The 19,790-nt window shown below is 37.5% G+C and carries 20 protein-coding genes, 2 tRNA genes and 2 pseudogenes; 20 read left to right on the top strand and 4 right to left on the bottom strand.

Features of this window, described 5'->3' with window-relative positions; genetic code table 11:
- Positions 1-3 precede the first annotated feature (3 nt).
- The 5 genes and pseudogenes from G5W_RS0118835 (at position 4) to uvrC (ending at position 5,177) form a co-directional block, all read left to right on the top strand.
- Entirely contained in the window at positions 4-774 is a 771-nt protein-coding gene (locus tag G5W_RS0118835; RefSeq protein ID WP_010099061.1) for an enoyl-CoA hydratase, read from the top strand.
- Between the two features lie 139 nt (positions 775-913).
- Positions 914-1,687: an electron transfer flavoprotein subunit beta/FixA family protein gene (locus G5W_RS0118830; protein WP_010099059.1), complete on the top strand. Its 774-nt coding sequence runs from the start codon at positions 914-916 to the stop codon at positions 1,685-1,687.
- A gap of 26 nt (positions 1,688-1,713) precedes the next feature.
- Positions 1,714-2,688, top strand: coding sequence for an electron transfer flavoprotein subunit alpha/FixB family protein (locus G5W_RS0118825; RefSeq protein WP_010099057.1), 975 nt, complete (start codon positions 1,714-1,716; stop codon positions 2,686-2,688).
- Between the two features lie 275 nt (positions 2,689-2,963).
- A complete protein-coding gene (gene trxA / locus G5W_RS0118820; RefSeq protein WP_010099056.1) occupies positions 2,964-3,278 on the top strand; it encodes a thioredoxin in 315 nt (104 codons plus the stop codon).
- Between the two features lie 98 nt (positions 3,279-3,376).
- Positions 3,377-5,177: pseudogene (gene uvrC / locus G5W_RS22565) on the top strand (excinuclease ABC subunit UvrC).
- 74 nt (positions 5,178-5,251) lie between these two features.
- On the opposite strand, the gene G5W_RS0118810 reads toward uvrC, so the two are convergent.
- Positions 5,252-5,689 (bottom strand): YslB family protein, encoded by a 438-nt coding sequence (locus G5W_RS0118810; RefSeq protein ID WP_010099051.1) that lies wholly within the window; start codon positions 5,687-5,689, stop codon positions 5,252-5,254.
- Positions 5,690-5,964: 275 nt separating this feature from the next.
- On the opposite strand from G5W_RS0118810, the gene G5W_RS0118805 reads away from it, so the two are divergent.
- From G5W_RS0118805 to G5W_RS0118790, 4 genes are all read left to right on the top strand, one after another.
- Positions 5,965-6,582 carry a succinate dehydrogenase cytochrome b558 subunit gene (locus G5W_RS0118805; protein ID WP_010099049.1) on the top strand — a complete coding sequence of 206 codons (618 nt, stop codon included), beginning with the start codon at positions 5,965-5,967 and terminating at the stop codon, positions 6,580-6,582.
- A gap of 25 nt (positions 6,583-6,607) precedes the next feature.
- The gene (gene sdhA, locus G5W_RS0118800) at positions 6,608-8,359 is read left to right on the top strand and encodes a succinate dehydrogenase flavoprotein subunit (protein WP_010099047.1); all 1,752 of its coding nucleotides are present in this window, start codon (positions 6,608-6,610) and stop codon (positions 8,357-8,359) included.
- A 35-nt stretch (positions 8,360-8,394) separates the two neighbouring features.
- The gene (sdhB, locus tag G5W_RS0118795) at positions 8,395-9,159 is read left to right on the top strand and encodes a succinate dehydrogenase iron-sulfur subunit (protein ID WP_010099045.1); all 765 of its coding nucleotides are present in this window, start codon (positions 8,395-8,397) and stop codon (positions 9,157-9,159) included.
- Between the two features lie 76 nt (positions 9,160-9,235).
- Positions 9,236-9,688, top strand: a complete 453-nt coding sequence (locus G5W_RS0118790; RefSeq protein WP_010099043.1) for an acyl-CoA thioesterase — start codon at positions 9,236-9,238, stop codon at positions 9,686-9,688.
- Positions 9,689-9,793: 105 nt separating this feature from the next.
- Here the strand turns inward: G5W_RS0118790 and G5W_RS0118785 are convergent, their stop codons facing one another.
- Positions 9,794-10,018, bottom strand: a complete 225-nt coding sequence (locus tag G5W_RS0118785) for a helix-turn-helix domain-containing protein (protein ID WP_010099041.1) — start codon at positions 10,016-10,018, stop codon at positions 9,794-9,796.
- A gap of 257 nt (positions 10,019-10,275) precedes the next feature.
- Between G5W_RS0118785 and G5W_RS22560 the strand changes: the two are divergent.
- The 8 genes and pseudogenes from G5W_RS22560 (at position 10,276) to G5W_RS0118745 (ending at position 15,106) form a co-directional block, all read left to right on the top strand.
- Positions 10,276-10,705: pseudogene (locus G5W_RS22560) on the top strand (MarR family winged helix-turn-helix transcriptional regulator).
- Positions 10,706-10,728: 23 nt separating this feature from the next.
- Positions 10,729-11,541, top strand: coding sequence for a glutamate racemase (racE, locus tag G5W_RS0118775; RefSeq protein ID WP_010099038.1), 813 nt, complete (start codon positions 10,729-10,731; stop codon positions 11,539-11,541).
- A gap of 146 nt (positions 11,542-11,687) precedes the next feature.
- Positions 11,688-12,755 carry a GerMN domain-containing protein gene (locus G5W_RS0118770; protein ID WP_010099037.1) on the top strand — a complete coding sequence of 356 codons (1,068 nt, stop codon included), beginning with the start codon at positions 11,688-11,690 and terminating at the stop codon, positions 12,753-12,755.
- A 132-nt stretch (positions 12,756-12,887) separates the two neighbouring features.
- Positions 12,888-13,652, top strand: coding sequence for a ribonuclease PH (gene rph / locus G5W_RS0118765; protein ID WP_010099036.1), 765 nt, complete (start codon positions 12,888-12,890; stop codon positions 13,650-13,652).
- Positions 13,649-14,245 carry an XTP/dITP diphosphatase gene (locus tag G5W_RS0118760; protein ID WP_010099035.1) on the top strand — a complete coding sequence of 199 codons (597 nt, stop codon included), beginning with the start codon at positions 13,649-13,651 and terminating at the stop codon, positions 14,243-14,245. The genes rph and G5W_RS0118760 overlap by 4 nt, the downstream gene beginning before the upstream one ends.
- Positions 14,246-14,258: 13 nt before the next feature.
- Positions 14,259-14,771, top strand: coding sequence for a metallophosphoesterase (locus G5W_RS0118755; RefSeq protein ID WP_010099034.1), 513 nt, complete (start codon positions 14,259-14,261; stop codon positions 14,769-14,771).
- A gap of 180 nt (positions 14,772-14,951) precedes the next feature.
- Positions 14,952-15,025 (top strand) — tRNA-Gly (locus G5W_RS0118750).
- Positions 15,026-15,032: 7 nt separating this feature from the next.
- A tRNA-Arg gene (locus G5W_RS0118745) sits at positions 15,033-15,106 on the top strand.
- 251 nt (positions 15,107-15,357) lie between these two features.
- On the opposite strand, the gene G5W_RS0118740 is transcribed toward G5W_RS0118745, so the two are convergent.
- Entirely contained in the window at positions 15,358-16,356 is a 999-nt protein-coding gene (locus G5W_RS0118740; RefSeq protein ID WP_010099033.1) for an LLM class flavin-dependent oxidoreductase, read from the bottom strand.
- A gap of 178 nt (positions 16,357-16,534) precedes the next feature.
- On the opposite strand from G5W_RS0118740, the gene G5W_RS0118735 reads away from it, so the two are divergent.
- Positions 16,535-17,044, top strand: a complete 510-nt coding sequence (locus tag G5W_RS0118735) for a type 1 glutamine amidotransferase domain-containing protein (RefSeq protein ID WP_010099032.1) — start codon at positions 16,535-16,537, stop codon at positions 17,042-17,044.
- Between the two features lie 134 nt (positions 17,045-17,178).
- Here G5W_RS0118735 and G5W_RS0118730 read toward each other — a convergent pair whose 3' ends face one another.
- Positions 17,179-17,514, bottom strand: a complete 336-nt coding sequence (locus tag G5W_RS0118730) for a L,D-transpeptidase (RefSeq protein WP_010099031.1) — start codon at positions 17,512-17,514, stop codon at positions 17,179-17,181.
- A 222-nt stretch (positions 17,515-17,736) separates the two neighbouring features.
- On the opposite strand from G5W_RS0118730, the gene G5W_RS24590 reads away from it, so the two are divergent.
- Positions 17,737-18,564 (top strand): peptidoglycan DD-metalloendopeptidase family protein, encoded by an 828-nt coding sequence (locus tag G5W_RS24590; protein ID WP_010099030.1) that lies wholly within the window; start codon positions 17,737-17,739, stop codon positions 18,562-18,564.
- Positions 18,565-18,770: 206 nt separating this feature from the next.
- A complete protein-coding gene (locus G5W_RS0118715; protein WP_010099029.1) occupies positions 18,771-19,754 on the top strand; it encodes a tetratricopeptide repeat protein in 984 nt (327 codons plus the stop codon).
- Positions 19,755-19,790 lie beyond the last annotated feature (36 nt).

The raw sequence follows: 19,790 nt of genomic DNA, 5'->3' as shown, positions 1-19,790 counted from the left end.
ACTTTGGGAGATATTTTATATGAATTAAATGGGCAAGTAGCGACTCTTACGATACAGAGTCCTCCTGCCAATGCTTTGTCTAGTAATCTATTGATTGCGCTTTCTGAAAGACTAGATGTAATAGAGAAGGAAAACAAGGCAAAAGTAATCATCTTAAAAGGTGAGGGGAGATTCTTTTCAGCAGGTGCAGATATTAAAGAATTTACCTCCTTACAGGAAGCTTCTGATTACCAAGCATTATCTGAATATGGTCAAAAGTTATTTGATCGTATAGAGAGATTTTCAATTCCAGTAATTGCGGCGATCCATGGAGCAGCACTTGGCGGAGGAATGGAGCTGGCAATGGCATGCCACATTCGAATTGCTTCAGAGAATGCTAAGCTTGGACTTCCAGAAATTACGTTAGGTATTATCCCGGGATTCGCTGGAACACAAAGATTACCACAATATGTAGGGACTGCGAAGGCATATGAGATGATTCTATCTGGGGAACCTATTACAGCTAAAGAGGCATATTCATTCGGCTTGGTTAATCAAATCACAAACGAAGATGACGTCTTTGATGTTGCTTATTCTTTAGCCACTAAGATAGCCGCAAAGAGTAAAACAACTATCAATCGCATTATGCAGTTAATTCCTTATGCAAAAGTAGAGAGCTTTACAGCAGGAGTACAGGCAGAAGCAAAGTCATTTGGTGAGATTTTTGGCTCAGAGGATGCAAAAGAAGGCATTCAAGCTTTCATAGAAAAGCGTAAACCTAATTTTAAGTTGTAGTAAATGAAAATTCTTAGCATATAGTTTAAGTTGGAAAATTTTAAAAATAATAAGCAAGTATGGAATTCGACTAACCATTTCGATTTCCAAGTAAATAATAGATAAATAGCTTAATAGTTTACTAGAGGAGGAACACATTATGAACATTTATGTATTGTTAAAAAAGACATTTGATACAGAAGAAAAAATTGCTGTATCTAATGGACGTATTGAAGACGATGGTGCAGAATTCATCATTAATCCATATGATGAATATGCCGTTGAAGAAGCCATTAAACAACGAGATGAACATGGCGGAGAAGTCACAGTTATTACGATTGGTGATGAAGATTCTGAAAAACAATTACGAACTGCGCTAGCAATGGGTGCTGATAAAGCAGTCTTAATTAATACAGAAGATGATTTAGAGGATGGAGACCAATTTACAACAACGAAAATTTTGGAAGCGTTTTTCGAAGATAAAGACGTGGACTTAATTCTAGCTGGAAATGTTGCAATTGATGAGGCGAGTGGTCAAGTTGGTCCTAGACTTGCAGAACGCTTAGGAATTAATTATGTTACGACAATCACTAGACTAGAAATAGATGGAAATACTGCCAAGATTGATAAGGATGTTGAAGGTGATGTAGAAAAGATTGAAACAACATTACCATTACTAGTTACTTGTCAGCAAGGGTTAAATGAACCAAGATATCCTTCTCTGCCAGGCATTATGAAGGCAAAGAAAAAGCCACTGGAAGAGTTAGAGATTGACGATCTTGATTTAGATGAAGATGATTTGGAACCAAAAACGAAAACGGTTGATATATTCCTACCACCTCAAAAAGAAGCTGGAAGAGTGTTAGAAGGAGAAGTATCCGATCAAGTGAAAGAGTTAGTTTCACTACTAAGAAATGAAGCAAAAGTACTTTAATGGAATGACAGAAAGGAGAAATAATGATGAGTGAAAAAATACTAGTAATTGGTGAATCTAGAGATGGTGTCCTACGTAATGTAACTTTCGAAGCAATTGCTGCTGCAAAGAAGATTAGTTCTGATACTGAAGTTGTTGGCGTACTACTTGGATCAGAAAATTTAGCAGATCAAGCACAGGAAATGATTTATTATGGAGCAAATCGCGTTATTACGGTAATTCATGAAAAATTAGCTTCCTATACATCTGAAGGATATGGTCAAGCTGTGCTTTCCGTGATTGAGGATGAAAGTCCTTATGGAATCGTTATGGGCCATACTGCTATTGGTAAAGATTTAACACCTAAAATTGCAAGTAAATTAGAAATTGGATTAATATCGGATGCTATAGAAATTAATCTAGATGGAGATCAGGTTGTATTTACTCGACCTATCTATTCTGGTAAAGCATTTGAGAAAAAGGTTATTACAGATGGAATTGTTTTTGCTACGATTCGTCCAAATAATATTCCGTCATTAGATCGTGATGAGTCTCGTTCAGGGGAAATTCAAGAAAAGTCTGTTGACATTGCGGACTTGCGTACAGTCATAAAGGAAGTACTACGAAAAGCTACTGATGGTGTTGATTTGTCAGAAGCTAAAGTGGTTGTTGCAGGTGGTCGTGGTGTTAAAAGTGCAGATGGCTTTAAACCATTATATGAATTAGCGGAGGTTCTAGGTGGTGCAGTTGGGGCTTCACGTGGCGCATGTGATGCAGATTACTGTGATTATTCTCTACAAATTGGTCAAACCGGTAAAGTAGTTACACCAGACCTGTATATTGCTGTCGGTATCTCAGGTGCAATCCAACACCTAGCGGGAATGTCTAACTCAAAAGTAATTGTAGCAATTAATAAAGATCCAGAAGCAAATATTTTCAATGTAGCAGACTATGGAATTGTCGGAGACCTATTTGAAGTAATTCCTATGCTAATTGAAGAAGTGAAAGCGTTAAAAGCTTAATTTAATCAAATCTTGCTATTTATATAGTTTCTAGATAAGAAGCGGCTCGAATACACATAAAGCTCTTAGAAGGATTACGGTTGATGATATGATTGTATTCATAAAGATTCATCCACCTCCTTGGAAGCAGCGGTGATTCGGGCCGTGTACTGTTATCCTTAGACAAAAACAGATGTAATCTGGATAATAACGAAGAGATTAAGCAAACTGTTAGTAAGGATTAACCATTAGTGTTATACTCAGTTTGAAATATAGTATCAAGAGGAGGAAATAGGATGGCAATTAAAAACGTATCAGACCAAAGCTTTGCAGCAGAAACTGCAGAAGGTCTTGTTCTAGCTGATTTCTGGGCACCATGGTGTGGTCCATGTAAAATGATTGCTCCAGTTCTTGAAGAAGTAGATAGCGAAATGTCAGATAAAGTACAAATCGTTAAACTAGACGTAGACGAAAATCAAGAAACTGCAAGTAAATTTGGTGTGATGAGTATCCCTACATTATTATTATTTAAAGATGGCAATGTGGTGGATCAAGTAATCGGTTTCCAACCGAAAGAAGCACTAGTTGAATTAATCAATAAGCATGCTTAATTTGATATAATATCAAGAGCATACAGACAATCCCTTGTTGCAAGCTGTAACAGGGGATTGTTTGTAGTTGGACTTGACCATAGTAAGGAATGACGATTATGAATGAGAAGATTCAGGAAAAATTAGCTGTCTTACCTGCTAAGCCTGGTTGTTATTTGATGAAAGATAAGCACGGCACCATTATTTATGTTGGTAAATCAAAGCTCTTAAAAAATAGAGTTCGTTCTTATTTTACAGGTGCACATGATCATAAGACACAGCGACTCGTTCAAGAGATAGTTGATTTCGAATATATTATTACCTCCTCTGAAATCGAAGCGCTCATTTTAGAGATGAATCTAATAAAAAAGTACGACCCAAAAATATAATGTCATGCTAAAGGATGATAAATCCTATCCCTATTTAAAGATTACGTCAGAACGTCATCCTAGGTTGTTAATTACTAGGAAGGTAAAGCGAGATAAGGCCAAGTATTTTGGCCCCTATCCAAACGTAATTGCAGCTAGAGAAACCAAAAAGCTACTTGACCGGTTGTATCCATTAAGAAAATGTAACAATCCTCCGGGAAGACCATGTTTATACTACCATATGAATCAATGTTTAGCATGTAGTGAGAAAGCACCTTCTGAAGCATTTTATAGAGACATTGTTCAGAATATCACATCATTCCTACAAGGTGGCTATAAGGACATTAAGACTAGTCTTATAGAGAAGATGCAAGAGGCTAGTGAACAGTTGAATTTTGAACGGGCAAAAGAACTCCGTGACCAAATTCAACACATTGAATTAGTAATGGAACAACAGAAAATGACGTTGAATGATCGGGTTGACCGTGACGTTTTCGGCTATAGCTATGATAAAGGCTGGATGTGCGTCCAAGTTTTCTTCATTAGACAGGGAAAACTTATCGAAAGAGATATTTCGGTTTTTCCTTTTTTTGATGATGCAGAGGATACCTTTATCAGTTTTATTGGTAGATTTTATCTACATGAACATCATCCAAAGCCAAAGCAAATCTTTGTGCCAATTGGTATTGAAACAGAAATATTGCAACAACTTTTAGAAGTGGACGTCCATACTCCATATCGCGGACGGAAAAAAGAGTTAGTAGAGCTTGCCATGGAGAATGCAAAAGCACAACTATCAGAGAAATTCTCACTCATTGAGAGGGATGAAGAGAGAACCGTACTTGCAGTAGAAAAATTAGGTATTGCGATAAATATTGAAACTCCATATCGTATTGAAGCATTCGATAATTCCAATATTCAAGGTACTGATCCGGTTTCTGCAATGGTAGTTTTTGTTGATGGTAAACCTAGTAAGAAAGATTATCGCAAATATAAAATTCGAGATGTCGAAGGACCTGATGATTATGAGACAATGAGAGAGGTAATTAGGAGAAGGTATACACGAGTATTGAAGGAATCGTTACCACTACCTGACTTAATCATTGTTGATGGCGGGAAAGGACAAATGAGTGCAGCTCTAGATGTACTGGAAAATGAGTTAGGATTAGATATTCCGTTATGTGGCCTTGCGAAAGATGACAAGCATAGAACAAGTGAATTGTTATATGGATTTCCGCCAGAAGTTGTACCGCTATCAAGACAATCACAAGAGTTTTACCTGATTCAGCGAATTCAAGATGAGGTGCACCGTTTTGCAATTACATTTCATCGACAACTGCGTGGGAAAAATCTATTTCAATCGGAACTCGACAAGATACCCGGGGTCGGGGAGAAGAGAAGAAAATTATTACTAACACATTTTAAATCCATTCAAGATATTCGCCAAGCACAGGTTCCAGATATAACAAAATTAGGAATCCCACACAACACTGCCGAGGAAATTATTACCTATTTAAATACTGAACAAGAAAAAGAGGATAGTTCTGAATAGCCTTTATGATATAGGGGCTACCCGAACGTATCCTCTTTATAATTGAGTGGAAATAGAAATTAAAAAAGAGTTCATTATTCTACTAACACGATTGTAAATTCCACCTGATGTATCTTTGAACGAACTTCTTCTACGCACTCACAGTCAACTCCCTTAAGAATCGACATTGCTTCCGCAAGAAAACCAGCCTCTAGCCTAAACTCGGCTTCAATTGGCATAGCTAGGCGCTGTACGACTGAGTCTGCTAGCAGATGAAACTCTAGTTTCTTATTTTTTTCCTTGAATAATTCCAAGCGTCCCCAACCAACTTTTTCAAAGAAGTAAATAACATCTCCTATAGCCTGTATATTAAATTTACGGGCCATGCTTCTTCCCATGAAATATAATAAAGCCTCTGCTTCTGATCCAAATAGGTCTGGGAGACTAATGTACCTTAGTAAATCGTATCCAGCTCCAGTTGATTGAATTTTATCGAGTAATTCAATTGGAAGCTTTTCCTGTTTTTTTCCCATTATTCGATTCCTTCCTGTATGTAAAGTCACCTAGTAACATTATAAGTATATAGTTATTATCCATTCATTTTATTTTTTGTGCAAGGTCTTAATCGAAATGTAAGCGATTTAAATTCTTATCAAAAAGTGGGATACCTTTTCTTGACGCTATTAGGAGTTAGTCGTACAATAAACTTGTTGCTATTTCTACATTTTAGGCAAAAATCTATATACTTTTTTTGTGTAAAATGTCAGACTATTTACTTAATCATCAGAAGAACTAAGGGGGGTATCACATGGCGGAAAATAGGGAGTTTTTTTACAGGAGATTGCACTCTTTACTAGGTGTAGTTCCTATCGGGTTATTTTTGATTAACCACTTAGTAGTTAATCACTTTGCTGTATATGGGGAAGAAAGCTTTAATAAAGCAGCAAGCTTTATGCATAATCTCCCGTTCGTACTAGCACTTGAAATTTTTGTTATTTACTTACCACTTTTATTCCATGCAATCTTAGGGGTTTATATCGTGTTTACGGCAAAGAACAATGTTAAAAGATATAACTTCGTACGTAACTGGTTGTTCTTCCTACAGCGGTTTACAGGAATTGTTACATTAGTATTTATTGCATGGCATGTGTTTGAAACTCGTGTACAAGTAGCACTAGGTGCAGACCTAGATTACGGATTAATGGAAGGAATCTTAACTAGCCCAGTAATGTTCTGGTTCTATGTTATTGGTGTTCTTTCTGCAGTGTTCCATTTTGCTAACGGTTTATGGGGATTCTTAGTATCTTGGGGATTTGCACAATCACCGAGATCACAGAAAATCGTTACATATGCTACTTTACTAATTTTCCTAGTAGTTAGCTATATTGGAATAAGAACGTTAATTGCGTTCGCTTATGGAGTATAAGGAAAGAGAGAAGGAGTGAGTTTTTATGAGTAACCGTAAAATCGCTGTAGTTGGCGGAGGACTAGCTGGTTTGATGGCGACAATTAAAGCTGCTGAAGCTGGTGTAAGCGTTGACTTATTTTCAATAGTTCCAGTAAAACGTTCTCACTCTGTATGTGCCCAAGGTGGTATTAATGGTGCCGTGAACACAAAAGGGGAAGGGGACTCTCCTTGGCTTCACTTTGATGATACCGTTTATGGTGGAGACTTCTTGGCAAACCAACCACCAGTAAAAGCAATGTGTGAAGCAGCACCAGGAATTATCAATATGCTTGACCGTATGGGGGTTATGTTTAACCGTACACCAGAAGGTCTTCTTGATTTCCGTCGTTTTGGTGGTACACAACACCACCGTACTGCTTTTGCTGGGGCAACTACAGGTCAGCAATTATTATATGCATTAGATGAACAAGTTCGTCGTTATGAAGTAGAGGGTTTAGTAACAAAGTATGAAGGATGGGAATTCCTTGGCGCGGTTATCGATGATGAAGGTGTCGGTCGCGGGATTGTAGCCCAAAACATGAAGTCCCATGAAATTAAGTCATTCCCATCAGATGCAACGATTATGGCTACTGGTGGTCCTGGAATTATCTTCGGTAAATCTACTAACTCGATGATTAATACTGGATCTGCTGCAAGTATTTTATACCAACAAGGTGCAAAATATGCTAACGGAGAATTTATCCAAATTCACCCAACTGCAATTCCTGGAGACGATAAGCTTCGTCTTATGAGTGAGTCTGCACGTGGTGAAGGTGGACGTGTTTGGACTTATAAAGATGGGGAACCATGGTACTTCTTAGAGGAAAAATACCCTGCATATGGAAACCTAGTTCCACGTGATATCGCAACTCGTGAAATTTTTGATGTGTGTGTGAACCAAAAGCTTGGAATCAATGGGGAGAACATGGTTTATTTAGACCTATCACATAAAGACCCGAAAGAGCTAGATATTAAACTTGGTGGAATCATAGAAATCTATGAAAAATTCGTTGGGGAAGACCCACGAAAAGTACCAATGAAAATTTTCCCAGCTGTACACTACTCAATGGGTGGACTATGGGTTGATTATAATCAAATGACAAGCATCCCAGGTATTTTCGCCGCTGGTGAATGTGATTATTCACAGCACGGTGCGAATCGTCTAGGAGCAAACTCATTACTATCCGCTATTTACGGAGGTATGGTTGCTGGACCGAAGGCAATTGAGTATGTTGACGGCCTATCTAAACATGTCGAAGACCTCGATTCTAGTCTATTCGAGAATCGAGTAAAAGAAGAAGAAGAGAAATTCGAAGCGCTTATGAATATGAGCGGTGAAGAAAACGCATACCAAATTCACCAAGAATTAGGGGAATGGATGACGGATAATGTTACTGTAGTACGTGAAAATGCGAAACTACTAAAAACAGATGAAAAAATTCAAGAATTACTAGAACGCTTTGAAAACATTAATATAAACGATACTTCTCGTTGGAATAACCAAGGTGTTATGTTTACACGTCAGCTTAAGAATATGCTTCACTTAGCACGTGTTATTACAATTGGTGCTTATAACCGTAATGAAAGCCGTGGGGCACATTATAAGCCGGAATTCCCAGAACGTAATGACGAAGAATGGTTAAAAACAACAATTGCTGAATTTGATGCGAAAGAAAATGCACCTGTATTCTCATATGAAGAAGTAGATGTATCATTAATTCCGCCGCGTAAACGTGATTACACGAAAAAGCACTAAGACGGGAGACGAAATAGCGAAGGGAGTTAACGGAAATGGCTGAACAGAAGACTGTTACTTTTATTATCACGCGTCAAGATAGCCCAGATTCTACTCCATATGATGAGACATTTAATGTACCATATCGTAAAAACATGAATGTTATCTCTGGGTTAATGGAAATTCGTAAAAATCCCGTAAATGCAAAAGGGGAAAAATCAACACCAGTTGCATGGGATATGAACTGTTTAGAAGAAGTTTGTGGTGCTTGCTCGATGGTCATAAATGGTGTGCCAAGACAATCATGTGCAGCGCTAGTAGATGAATTGGAACAACCAATTCGCTTAGAACCAATGTCTACTTTCCCGGTTGTACGTGATTTAGTCATCGATCGTGAGCGTATGTTTGATGCGCTAAAACAAGTAAAAGCATGGATCCCAATCGATGGTTCTTATGATTTAGGGCCTGGTCCACGTATGCCAGAGAAAAAACGTCAATGGGCATACGAACTATCGAAGTGTATGACTTGTGGTGTTTGTCTGGAAGCTTGTCCTAATGTGAATGACAAATCTAACTTCATTGGACCTGCTCCAATCTCACAAGCTCGTTTATTCAACGCTCATCCTACAGGTGAAATGAATGCGAGTGAAAGATTAGAAGGATTAATGGAAGAAGGCGGACTTGTTGGTTGCGGTAATGCCCAAAACTGTGTTCAAGTTTGTCCGAAAGGTATTCCATTAACAACATCAATCGCTGCTATGAACCGTGCTGCTACCATTCAATCATTTAAGAACTTCTTTGGAAGTGACAACGCACATTAATATTTTGAATGACAACGAGACCCTTACGAAAATGTAGTAAGGGTCTTTTTGCATCTTAGACAAGGGGGGAGAAATCATGAGAAAAATCTCATATATCGAGGATTTTGAGAGCTGGAGAAAAGAATTTTCTTTTTCCATTCCAATCCGGATTCGTTTTTCGGAAACCGATATGTTCGGTCATGTGAACAATGTAAGCCCATTTATCTATTTTGAGGAAGCGCGAATTGAATATTTAAAATCAGTAGGAATTTTTAGTGATAAGATGCAGACAGAGGGGATTCCTATTGTTGCTGATTTACAATGTGATTATCTAAAACAATTGTTTTTCCAAGACAGTCTACGGATGTATGTCAAAGCAGTTCATGTTGGTAAGACATCGTTTGATATTCATTATATGGGTGTTAACCAGAACGATGAGGTTTGTATAACGGGTCGTGGTAGAATCGTCTATATTAATCCTCGTTCAGGGAAGCCACTAGCGCTAGGGGAGGCTATTACGGAGAAATTAATGAAGGTGTCACTGAATTAATCCTGTACATCAATCGTACTTGAATAGCAACCAAGAAAATTCATTTGTAGAGAACTAATTTGCTAAAATTTTAAACCGACTTCCGGTAAGGAAAGTCGGTTTTTTCTAGAGCTTTAATTCTCCCATGCGGATTAGCTCTACAACTGCCTGCGAACGCCCCTTGACTCCTAATTTTTGCATAGCATTTGAAATATGGTTACGGACAGTTTTTTCAGATATAAACAATTCCTGGGCAATTTCTTTAGTTGTTTTGTCCTGAACTAAGAGCTCGAATACTTCTTTTTCACGTTTGGTTAATAATTGCTTCGGTTTGTACTCGTTGTCCTTCAAATGTTAACCCCTCCTTGCTGTCATAGAGCTGCAGTTTGAAGGGTAAATTATTTAGTCACTAATAGCTTATGTGATGGATAATAAACGGTGCGCACATTTCATTGAAGTAAAAAATATAATTATAATACACTATTTTATCGTGGATTTTTACGTGTTTAAAAATAAAACATAAGTTTTTCGAGCTTTTATGATAAAATATGACTATATTCATAGGAAGTTCGGGAGGTAACGTATTGGAAAATAATATTTCAGTAGAAATGCTAGCACAATTAGAAAAAAAACTACCGTCATATATCTGGGGCAATTAAACAGAACGGACGAAAAATATTAAATAATTATCCCATCACAAATCCGCAATTTATCGCTCTTCAATGGTTAAGAGAAGAAGGGGATTTAACGATAGGTGAATTATCAGCTAAAAATGGATTAGCTTTTAGTACAACTACCGATTTAGTGGATCGAATGGAAAAGAATGATTTAGTTGAAAGAGTTAGGGATACAAATGACCGAAGAGTCGTACGTATCCATGTATTAGAAAAGGGACATAGAATTATTGAAGAGGTAATCCAAAAGAGACAACAATACCTTGGAGAGGTTCTGGAGAACTTCACAGGAGAGCAAACGGAAACACTAATTGATTTACTTAACTTATTACACGACCAAATGAAAATAGTAAATGAAAAATAACAACTTAGAAGAGGCTGATTTTCTTGAATAAACCAATTGGTGTCATCGACTCGGGTGTCGGTGGTTTAACAGTAGTACATGAACTAATGAGGCAGTTGCCTAGAGAAAAGTTAATTTATTTAGGTGATACCCTACGTTGTCCTTATGGACCAAGAACTCCAGAGGAAATAAGAAAATTCACCTGGGATATGGTAGACTTTCTCCTAACAAAGGATATTAAGATGCTTGTAATTGCATGTAATACAGCGACAGCGTATACACTTAGTGAATTACAAGATAAGCTATCTATTCCAGTAGTTGGGGTAATTCAACCAGGGGCAAGAGCTGCAATCAAGTCTACCTTGAATGATTATGTAGGAATCATAGGGACAGAGGGAACAGTTCGAAGTAATGCATATTGTGATGCACTTAATATGCTAAAACCGAATATGCATCTTACATCCTTAGCTTGTCCAGCATTTGTGCCAATGGTTGAGCAGGGAATTCTGTCAGGAGAATTTGCCCTTTCAACAGTAAAAAAAGAACTACAAGCCCTAAAGGACTTTGCCGAAATGGACACTTTAATTTTAGGGTGTACACATTACCCATTACTAAAAGACGTCATTCAGGAAGTTGTAGGCCCTGAGGTAACGCTTATTTCTTCAAGTGAAGAAACTGCAAGAGAAACTAGTACTATCCTAGAAGTAAATCAACTGTTGAATGATGGGCTTGAAATTTCGCGTCACCAATTCTATACTACTGGTGATGAAAAACAGTTTACATCTTTGACGCGAAAAATATTTAATAGTTCAATAGAAAACTTAAAAACTGTTTCGATTGAAAGAGTTGTTATATAAAAATTCAATTGTTATATTGCCAGTCATACTCGTCTTTAGGGATGTGTTATGACTGGTAGTTTTTTTCTGAAATAAAAATCAGAAGGTCTAAAGTGAAGGGGAGGCTCGTATACATAGTAGTACAAACCATCGTAGGAGGGAATGACATGAGAAAGCGAATATTGCTAGTGCTTTTCGCAACAATTAGTATGGTAGTACTGTTAACTGGATGCTTCCAAGGTGAACAATCTCTAAAGGATATGGATCCACCACAAAATGCAGAGGCTGTGGGTGGACAAGATAACCCAGAATCAAATTCGGAGAAAGAGTCAAGTGAGGGGGCTGAAGAGGAAGCTCAAAAAGTTGAGCGTCAATTATTCTTACTAGATGCTAATGGTATGGTTGCACCGCAATCGTTAGAACTTCCTGTACCAGAATCAATGGAAGTAGCGCAACAAATTTTAGAATACCTTGTCAAAGATGGCCCTGTAACATCTCTATTACCAAACGGATTCCAAGCAGTACTGCCAAGTGGAACGGAGGTTCTAGGTGTTAGTATTGAGGAGGGAACGATTACAGTAGACCTTTCCGAAGAATTTAACGAATATACTGCAGAAGAAGAAAAAGGAATCATTGAGGCTATGACCTTTACATTAACACAGTTTGATAGTGTTGACCGTGTTAAACTACGCGTAAATGGTAAGGACCTATCTGCGATGCCAGTGGACGGTACACCAATTGGAGAAGGTTATACGAGAGCGAATGGAATTAACATCATGGACTCAGATACAGTAGATTTAATCAATAGTAAAGCTGTAACGATGTATTACCCTACAGAACATGATGAAAATCAATACTTTGTTCCAGTGACACAGTATGTTGAAGTGGAAGATGGAAATGTTCACGAAGCTATCGTTAATGCATTAATTGACGGACCAGCATATGAAACTAATTTAATGCATGTTTTCAATGATAGTACGATGTTACTTGACGAACCGAAATTAAATAGTGGTGTACTAGATTTAGTTTTTAGTCAAGATGTATTAAAGGATAGGGAAAATGGTGTCATTGCTGATGAAGTGATGGAAACCTTGGTACGATCGTTAACAGAAAATGCCGAAATAGAAGCGGTCAATGTTCAAGTAGAAAATGTAGAACAAATTGCAAATGAAAGTGGAGAAGTATATTCAGAACCTGTAACGAGGGAAGCATTTATCCCATCAGAAAAGCTATAAAATTTGTGCAGAGGAGCTATAATTATGGCTTCTCTGTTTCTTTATGTATCAGTTCTTGACATAAAACATTGAATAACGTGAATCTATCCAGTAAAATATGATAAGCTAAATCAGAGGTAAGGAGGAAAAAATATGAGAAATGATCAACGTAACATAAATAACTTAAGACCTATTACTATTACTACCAATTTTATTAAACATCCAGAAGGCTCTGTCTTTATTGAAGTAGGAGATACAAAGGTGATATGTAACGCTACAATAGAAGATAGAGTTCCTCCTTTTATGCGTGGACAAGGCAAAGGTTGGATTACAGCTGAATATGCCATGTTACCACGTGCTACACAGGATCGAAACATCCGTGAATCTTCAAAAGGGAAGGTTTCAGGAAGAACGATGGAGATACAACGCTTAATTGGACGTGCTCTCAGATCCGTTGTTGATTTAGAAAATGTTGGTGAAAGAACAGTCTGGATTGATTGTGATGTCATTCAAGCAGATGGTGGAACTAGAACGGCTTCTATAACGGGAGCTTATATTGCTATGGTGCTTGCTTTTGGAAAATTAATAGAGAATAAAGCATTAAAGAAAATGCCAGTGACAGATTTCTTAGCAGCAACTTCTGTTGGGATTCTTCCAGACGGTACAGAAATTTTAGATTTAAACTATGAAGAAGATTCGAAAGCAAATGTGGATATGAATATTGTCATGACGGGTTCAGGTGAATTTGTAGAAATACAAGGTACTGGTGAAGAAGCAACATTTTCGATGAACCAATTACATACATTATTGAAGCTTGCAGAAGAGGGCCTAATGGAAATATTTGAAAAACAAAAGGATGCTATTGGAGACCTCGCAGCAAGAATTGGAGAAACCGTTATTAAAGGTGATCAAAAATGAAAGAAGTAATCATTGCAACAAAGAATGCCGGAAAAGCGAAGGAATTCAAAGAGCTTTTCCAGCGATATAATATAAATGCTGTTTCATTGTTAGAACTGGAACAAGACTTACCTGATATTGAAGAAACAGGTTCAACTTTCGAGGAGAATGCTGCTCTTAAATCTGAGGGGATTTCTACTATTCTCAATATCCCAGTTATAGCAGATGACTCTGGGTTGGTTATTGATGAGTTAGATGGTAGACCAGGTATCTTTTCTGCACGATATGCAGGTGAACCGAAGGATGATAAGCGAAATATACAAAAGGTATTAGAAGAGTTAAAAAATGTTTCACCAGAAAAACGTACAGCGCGTTTTGTTTGTGTGCTATCTGTATCTTTACCTGGTGCGCCTTCCATTTTTACAAAAGGCTATTGTGAAGGAACCGTTACGACAGAAGAGAGAGGTCGTAATGGATTTGGTTATGATCCTATATTTATTCCAAAAGGGTATAATAAAACATTAGCAGAGTTGGAACCTGAGGAAAAGAATAAGATTAGTCATCGTAAAAATGCAATGGACCAATTAGAAGATTGGATTAAGAAGCAAAGCTAGTGGAGTGAAATTCATGACAAAGGTAGTTATTATGAGCGATAGCCACGGTTTAACGAGAGAGATTGAAGCGATAAAGACTCGTGAACAAGCTGATTACGTATTTCACTGTGGTGATTCAGAACTCAATGAGAGTGCTAAAGAACTAGATGGAGTCCTAACTGTCGCAGGTAACTGTGACTTTTATGGAGATTTTCCTAACGAACAACGAAAAGAAATTGACGGGTTAACATTCTTTGTTGTTCATGGACATTTACATAATGTGAAAATGAATTTAATGAATCTTTCTTATCGAGCGGAAGAGATTGGAGCAGATATCGTTTGCTTCGGTCATTCTCATATTGCTGGTGCAGAAAAGATTAGTAATAGACTATTTTTGAATCCCGGTAGTATTAGGCTTCCAAGAATGAGAGCAGAGAAAACATATGCTGTTTTGAAATGGGAGACCCAAGAAGAAATAGAGGTTAATTATTACATGGTTACTGGAGAGTTAGTTAAAGAACTCTCTTTTAAAACCTCATTAGAATAGGACGTTGAAGGGTGATAAGATGCACCCTTCTCATCCTTTTAAATTTTTACAATATTACTAATTTAAAATTGGGTGTTGACTTTATTAGCTAAACTGCCTATAATAATTCTTGTGGCAAAAACGAGCCAATACTTAATGGATACAGTTATAATAAAGCATGAATATAGTTAATATCATCATGCGGGTGTAGTTTAATGGTAAAACTCCAGCCTTCCAAGCTGATGTCGAGGGTTCGATTCCCTTCACCCGCTCCATACATATGTCCCAGTAGCTCAGCAGGATAGAGCAACAGCCTTCTAAGCTGTGGGTCGGGAGTTCGAATCTCTCCTGGGACGTCTTCTGAACCCCTTGTAAACACTAAGTTTGTGAGGGTTTTTATTTTTTGGTGTCTTTCCTGATTGTTCTAGGACACCAATTCAACCCTTTTTATATAATTCATCAAAGAGTGAGTAGATGCGGTTTTCTCAGCTTCATGTATTACGTGATCATAAGCTGATTTTCGCTTTAAATAAACCCTAAGAAATAGGATGTGTATTCCTGCTTCTTAGGGTTTTTGTTAGAAACATCAGTGGGGATTTTTCCCCTCTCAAAGATTAAACGCCTTCGCCAATAATTCGATTCCCTTCATTCGATTAGCTGCACCCGGGAAATTTGGGATAACGGTTACCTCGTCCACTTGATAGTAAGCTTTTAATTTAATCAATTCCTCTTTCACATATTGGGCATCACCGATGATAGCCTTTTTTCTTGTACGATCAATTTTCTTCTTCTCGAATGAACTGTATTCTTGTTTTTTCGCTGTTTCCACGGATGGAAAAAATAGTGGGTTCTTTGCAGTTTCAAGTGATACCATCCAATTGTCAAAAGAAAGGGCAAATTCTTCCGCCTCTTCCTTCGTTTCAGCAATAATGGTGAAAACAGCAATGGCTGAATTTGGTCTTTTTTGAATTAAAGACGGTCGAAAATTCTTCTTATAGTCAGCAATTACTTCTACCCCGTTACCCAACGGCTTCACAAAATGTGCATAGGTTAAGGATAATCCATGTTCGGAAGCTATTTTGGTGCTTTGACCTCCTGCACCAAGCATCCAAATCTCTGGTTTCGTCAGTGTAATAGGCGTAGCGATCAGATTATGAAAACGATGTTCGCTAGTAGTATCATCTACTAAATACTTCAAGATATCTTTTACTAACTGTTCATAGGATAATCTTTCATTTTTTTCTTCATTTAAAACCTGATTGACTAGCCTACCACCAGGAGAATTGCCAATTCCTAGATCAATGCGATTAGGATGGATAGCTTCCAGCATACGAAAGTTCTCTGCTACTTTATATGGACTGTAGTGGGGGAGCATGACTCCGCCTGAACCAATGCGAATATGATTAGTGAGACTTGCTAAATACATCATGAGCATTTCTGGAGCACTACTGGCAATTGAAAAGGCATAATGTTGTTCTGGTACCCAGTATCGGTTATATCCCAATTGATCAGCAAGCTTTGCTAAATCAGCAGTTTGAAGCAATGCGTCTCGTGCGCTATTTCCTTCATCAATTAGTGAATAATCTAGTATATTTAATGGAATCATGATGTAACTCCTTTTTATTAAGGTTATATGTCATTTTCATATATTTTGGTTGTGAAGGCAAATGAATGACAACATCCATTCCACAACGTGTCTTTTTTTTTGAAGCACATTTTTTGCTCTAATCCTTTGTATTCTAATACAATATAGGTGAATATAATACTAACGGGAGGAATTTATGATGGCAAAAGTAGCTTTTCTTCTAGCGAATGGATTTGAAGATTCCGAAATGAAAAATCCTTATGAGGCGGTAAAAGAAGCTGGACATGAGGCAATTATTGTTGGATTAGAAAAAGGTGCGGAGTGTAAAGGGAAGAAAGGCACCGTTTCATACACAGCGGACCTTGGAGCATCTGAAGTAAAGGCTGCGGATTTTGATGCGGTTGTAATTCCTGGTGGAGGAGCACCGGAAGCATTACGTGTTAATGATGATGTTGTTCGTTTTGTAAAAGAAGTTAATGACGCAGGTAAATTAATTGCTGGAATTTGTCATGGTCCACAGGTGATGATTAGTGCGGACATTCTAAAAGGAAAAGAAGCTACAAGCTTTATTGGAATTCGCGATGATGTGAAGTTAGCAGGCGCTCATTACCACGACAAAGAAGTAGTGGTTAGTGAAAACATAGTGACATCACGTACACCTTTAGATGAACCAGCATTTATTCGTGAGATTCTAGCAAAATTAGCTTAAAATAGACTAATATAGAGGGACGGACACCTGGGTTTAACCAGTGTCCGTCCCTCTTTTATTGTTCACATTTATTACGCTTATATTGAAACTCAAACAAATTGATAATCAAAAGTTTTAACTTCTATCCTCCAATTTTATTTGCGGATAACAACGTCCGTACCAATTGGAACTCTATTTGCTAAATCCAGCACATCAGGATTAAACATACGTATGCATCCTAGTGAAACATTCTTTCCGATAGAAGAAGGGTCATTTGTACCGTGTATACCATAATGAGGTTTGGACAAGCCCATCCAAAATGCTCCATAAGGTCCACCTGGGTTGGCTTGTTTATTAATAATTTTATAAGATCCAAATGGTGTGGGGGTAACCATTTTTCCAACTGCAATAGGGTAAGTTTTGATAAGAATACTACCATCAAACAGCTTTAGTTCATGCCTGGTGGTGGAAACATTGATCCATAGAACCAAGTAATTCAACTCCATTTTTTACATAGTTTATGTGGTAATGGAGGCAAATGTTCATTTGGGGCTTGAACGTTAGCCTGTCGACTAATCCTGACGAAGGAACAGTCTACAGGTTTATTTTGATTGAGTTTGCTTGGGCTAATCATTGAATCGTTACGAATGAGGATAATTATACAAACGAATGCTGTACCGAATACATACTATGAAAATAGGAGGTGAAGGATAATGCCATTTAGGGACTATCAAATCACGAGCCCATATGGATATCGTACAGATCCATTTACAGGGCAACGGAGCTTTCACGATGGTATTGATTTAGTGAAAGGGCACCGCTCCCCGATAGAAGCCTTTGTTGGTGGCAAAGTACTATATGCAGGAACTGGAGTTTCCGGAACTGGAGTAGGTGGTTATGGAAACGTAGTTGTTATTCAGGATAAAAATCGACGAGCACATGTGTATGCTCATTTGGATAGTGTGTCTGTAAAGAAAGGACAGACAGTACAACGAGGAACTATAATTGGTAGACAAGGAGCTACCGGAACAAGAGTAACTGGTTCACATTTACACTATGAAGTACGTCGAAAATCTAGTCCATCTCTTGGTTGGGTAAATGATCCACAAGCACGAACCTTTAATCCGACAAAGTATGTAACTAATTATTTTCCAGTAGAACAAGTAGATGGGGGCAATGTTTATGTGGTTAAGGCGGGAGACACCCTAAGTAAGATAGCTTTGGCTCATAAGACAACTGTAGATGCGCTGGTAAAACTCAATAATATAAAAGATAAGAATAAAATCGTAGTTGGTCAACGAATTAAGTTATCAGGACAAACGCTCTATCTGCCGAAGACCGCATCTAGTTGGCGAGTATATCCAACTAATGTTGCCCCAGTTAAGGGTAATGAGAAAGGCTTTCTAAATCCAAAGAAGTTTGGTGGATTGCAATATACAGTTCTAGCTAAGCCGCAGGCAAATGTTGTAACGATCCAGACTTCGGATTTTGGTAAAGTAAATATATATGTACATCCATCTACTGGTGCTGTAATTAAATAGGGATGGTTTGGATGGCAATTGTTACTTGCGTAATTAAATACTGTGAGATAAAATGAGAAACAATGAATCACAGATTGATTCCTATTACGCTGGATTTAAAGAAACCTATTGGATTAGGTTTCTTTTTATACGCTCGGATTATTTGCGGATAATTTGAATTTGACTTTATCTCGTCGTAAAGACTAGTTTAATAAAGGAGGGAAGAAATGCAACGTGATGATGAAAATTTAGTGCTTTTTCCAAAATGGGAAATGGTGTTAAAAGAAGAAAGCTTACAAGCGATACAAGAAAAAAGGTATGAAGATGCATTGAATAAGATCGATGAGCTTCTTCGTTATAATGTCCTCGATCATGAGGTAATAGTGGGAAGACTTATGTGCTTAATGGAATTAGGTAGATATCAAGAAGCGGAGGATATGTGTGAAGAAGTTATCCGTGATAAGGAAGATGAGTATTACTTTCATTATGTGCATCTTTATATAACGATACTATTTCAGTCGAATAAATTTGATTTAGTCACAGAAAGAATTGAAGAGGAACTTGAATCTGACAAGCTTCCGACAGTATTAAGAGAACAATTTCTACAACTTCATGCTCTCAGTGATAAGATGGAATCGGATATTGTGGAAAAGAAAACCTCTATCTATATACAGGATTTATTAGAAGCGGTAGCCCGTACTCAACATCAAAAACAATGGCAACTTATCTCGACGCTCCGGACATTAAAGATTGTACCTGATGAGAACATCATTGGTTTATTAAAAAAGGAAGAAGTACATCCCGTTAATAAGACCGGGATTTTTATTTGGTTAAAGGAATTGGACTATAAAAATAAGGTTATAGTTCAGAAATTTGGTCAAAGCTTAGATGTAATACCAAAGGAGACTCCTGAAATGGAGTCAAGCCTTATTTATTTAAAAACAATGCAGTATATAAATGAAGTAGAACATCAAAATCCAACCCTCTACCAGTTCTTAACTCAACTGTTTACTCGTTATTTGTACGTTCAATACCCACTGTTGACATCGGATGAGGACGCTGAAGTAATCGCAAGAAGTTTAACGGTAATTGGTCAGCAAATGATGGGTGACTTTCAAGATGATTCTTTTCAACCAGATGCAACAATATTGGAATATATAGAACAAATCATAAACTGGGAACAACTATACTTATCTATCATAGAAGAGTAGGAGAAACTTTAGCTTATTTCTTGAAAGGGTAAGTAA

The organism is Ornithinibacillus scapharcae TW25 (genome assembly GCF_000190475.1).
In the GTDB taxonomy this organism is placed as follows: Bacteria; Bacillota; Bacilli; order Bacillales; family Amphibacillaceae; genus Ornithinibacillus; species Ornithinibacillus scapharcae.
The sequence above is the reverse complement of the archived record's forward strand: the minus strand, read 5'-3'. Positions and strand labels throughout refer to the sequence as shown.

Excerpts from the sequence above, each read along its gene's own strand:
- rph (WP_010099036.1), top strand. The coding sequence starts at position 12,888 with ATGAGAAATGATCAACGTAACATAAATAACTTAAGACCTATTACTATT.
- G5W_RS0118755 (WP_010099034.1), top strand. The coding sequence starts at position 14,259 with ATGACAAAGGTAGTTATTATGAGCGATAGCCACGGTTTAACGAGAGAG.
- G5W_RS24590 (WP_010099030.1), top strand. The coding sequence starts at position 17,737 with ATGCCATTTAGGGACTATCAAATCACGAGCCCATATGGATATCGTACA.
- trxA (WP_010099056.1), top strand. The coding sequence starts at position 2,964 with ATGGCAATTAAAAACGTATCAGACCAAAGCTTTGCAGCAGAAACTGCA.
- sdhB (WP_010099045.1), top strand. The coding sequence starts at position 8,395 with ATGGCTGAACAGAAGACTGTTACTTTTATTATCACGCGTCAAGATAGC.
- G5W_RS0118760 (WP_010099035.1), top strand. The coding sequence starts at position 13,649 with ATGAAAGAAGTAATCATTGCAACAAAGAATGCCGGAAAAGCGAAGGAA.
- G5W_RS0118735 (WP_010099032.1), top strand. The coding sequence starts at position 16,535 with ATGGCAAAAGTAGCTTTTCTTCTAGCGAATGGATTTGAAGATTCCGAA.
- G5W_RS0118830 (WP_010099059.1), top strand. The coding sequence starts at position 914 with ATGAACATTTATGTATTGTTAAAAAAGACATTTGATACAGAAGAAAAA.
- G5W_RS0118810 (WP_010099051.1), bottom strand. The coding sequence starts at position 5,689 with ATGGGAAAAAAACAGGAAAAGCTTCCAATTGAATTACTCGATAAAATT.
- G5W_RS0118825 (WP_010099057.1), top strand. The coding sequence starts at position 1,714 with ATGAGTGAAAAAATACTAGTAATTGGTGAATCTAGAGATGGTGTCCTA.
- sdhA (WP_010099047.1), top strand. The coding sequence starts at position 6,608 with ATGAGTAACCGTAAAATCGCTGTAGTTGGCGGAGGACTAGCTGGTTTG.
- G5W_RS0118740 (WP_010099033.1), bottom strand. The coding sequence starts at position 16,356 with ATGATTCCATTAAATATACTAGATTATTCACTAATTGATGAAGGAAAT.
- G5W_RS0118790 (WP_010099043.1), top strand. The coding sequence starts at position 9,236 with ATGAGAAAAATCTCATATATCGAGGATTTTGAGAGCTGGAGAAAAGAA.
- G5W_RS0118805 (WP_010099049.1), top strand. The coding sequence starts at position 5,965 with ATGGCGGAAAATAGGGAGTTTTTTTACAGGAGATTGCACTCTTTACTA.
- G5W_RS0118770 (WP_010099037.1), top strand. The coding sequence starts at position 11,688 with ATGAGAAAGCGAATATTGCTAGTGCTTTTCGCAACAATTAGTATGGTA.
- G5W_RS0118715 (WP_010099029.1), top strand. The coding sequence starts at position 18,771 with ATGCAACGTGATGATGAAAATTTAGTGCTTTTTCCAAAATGGGAAATG.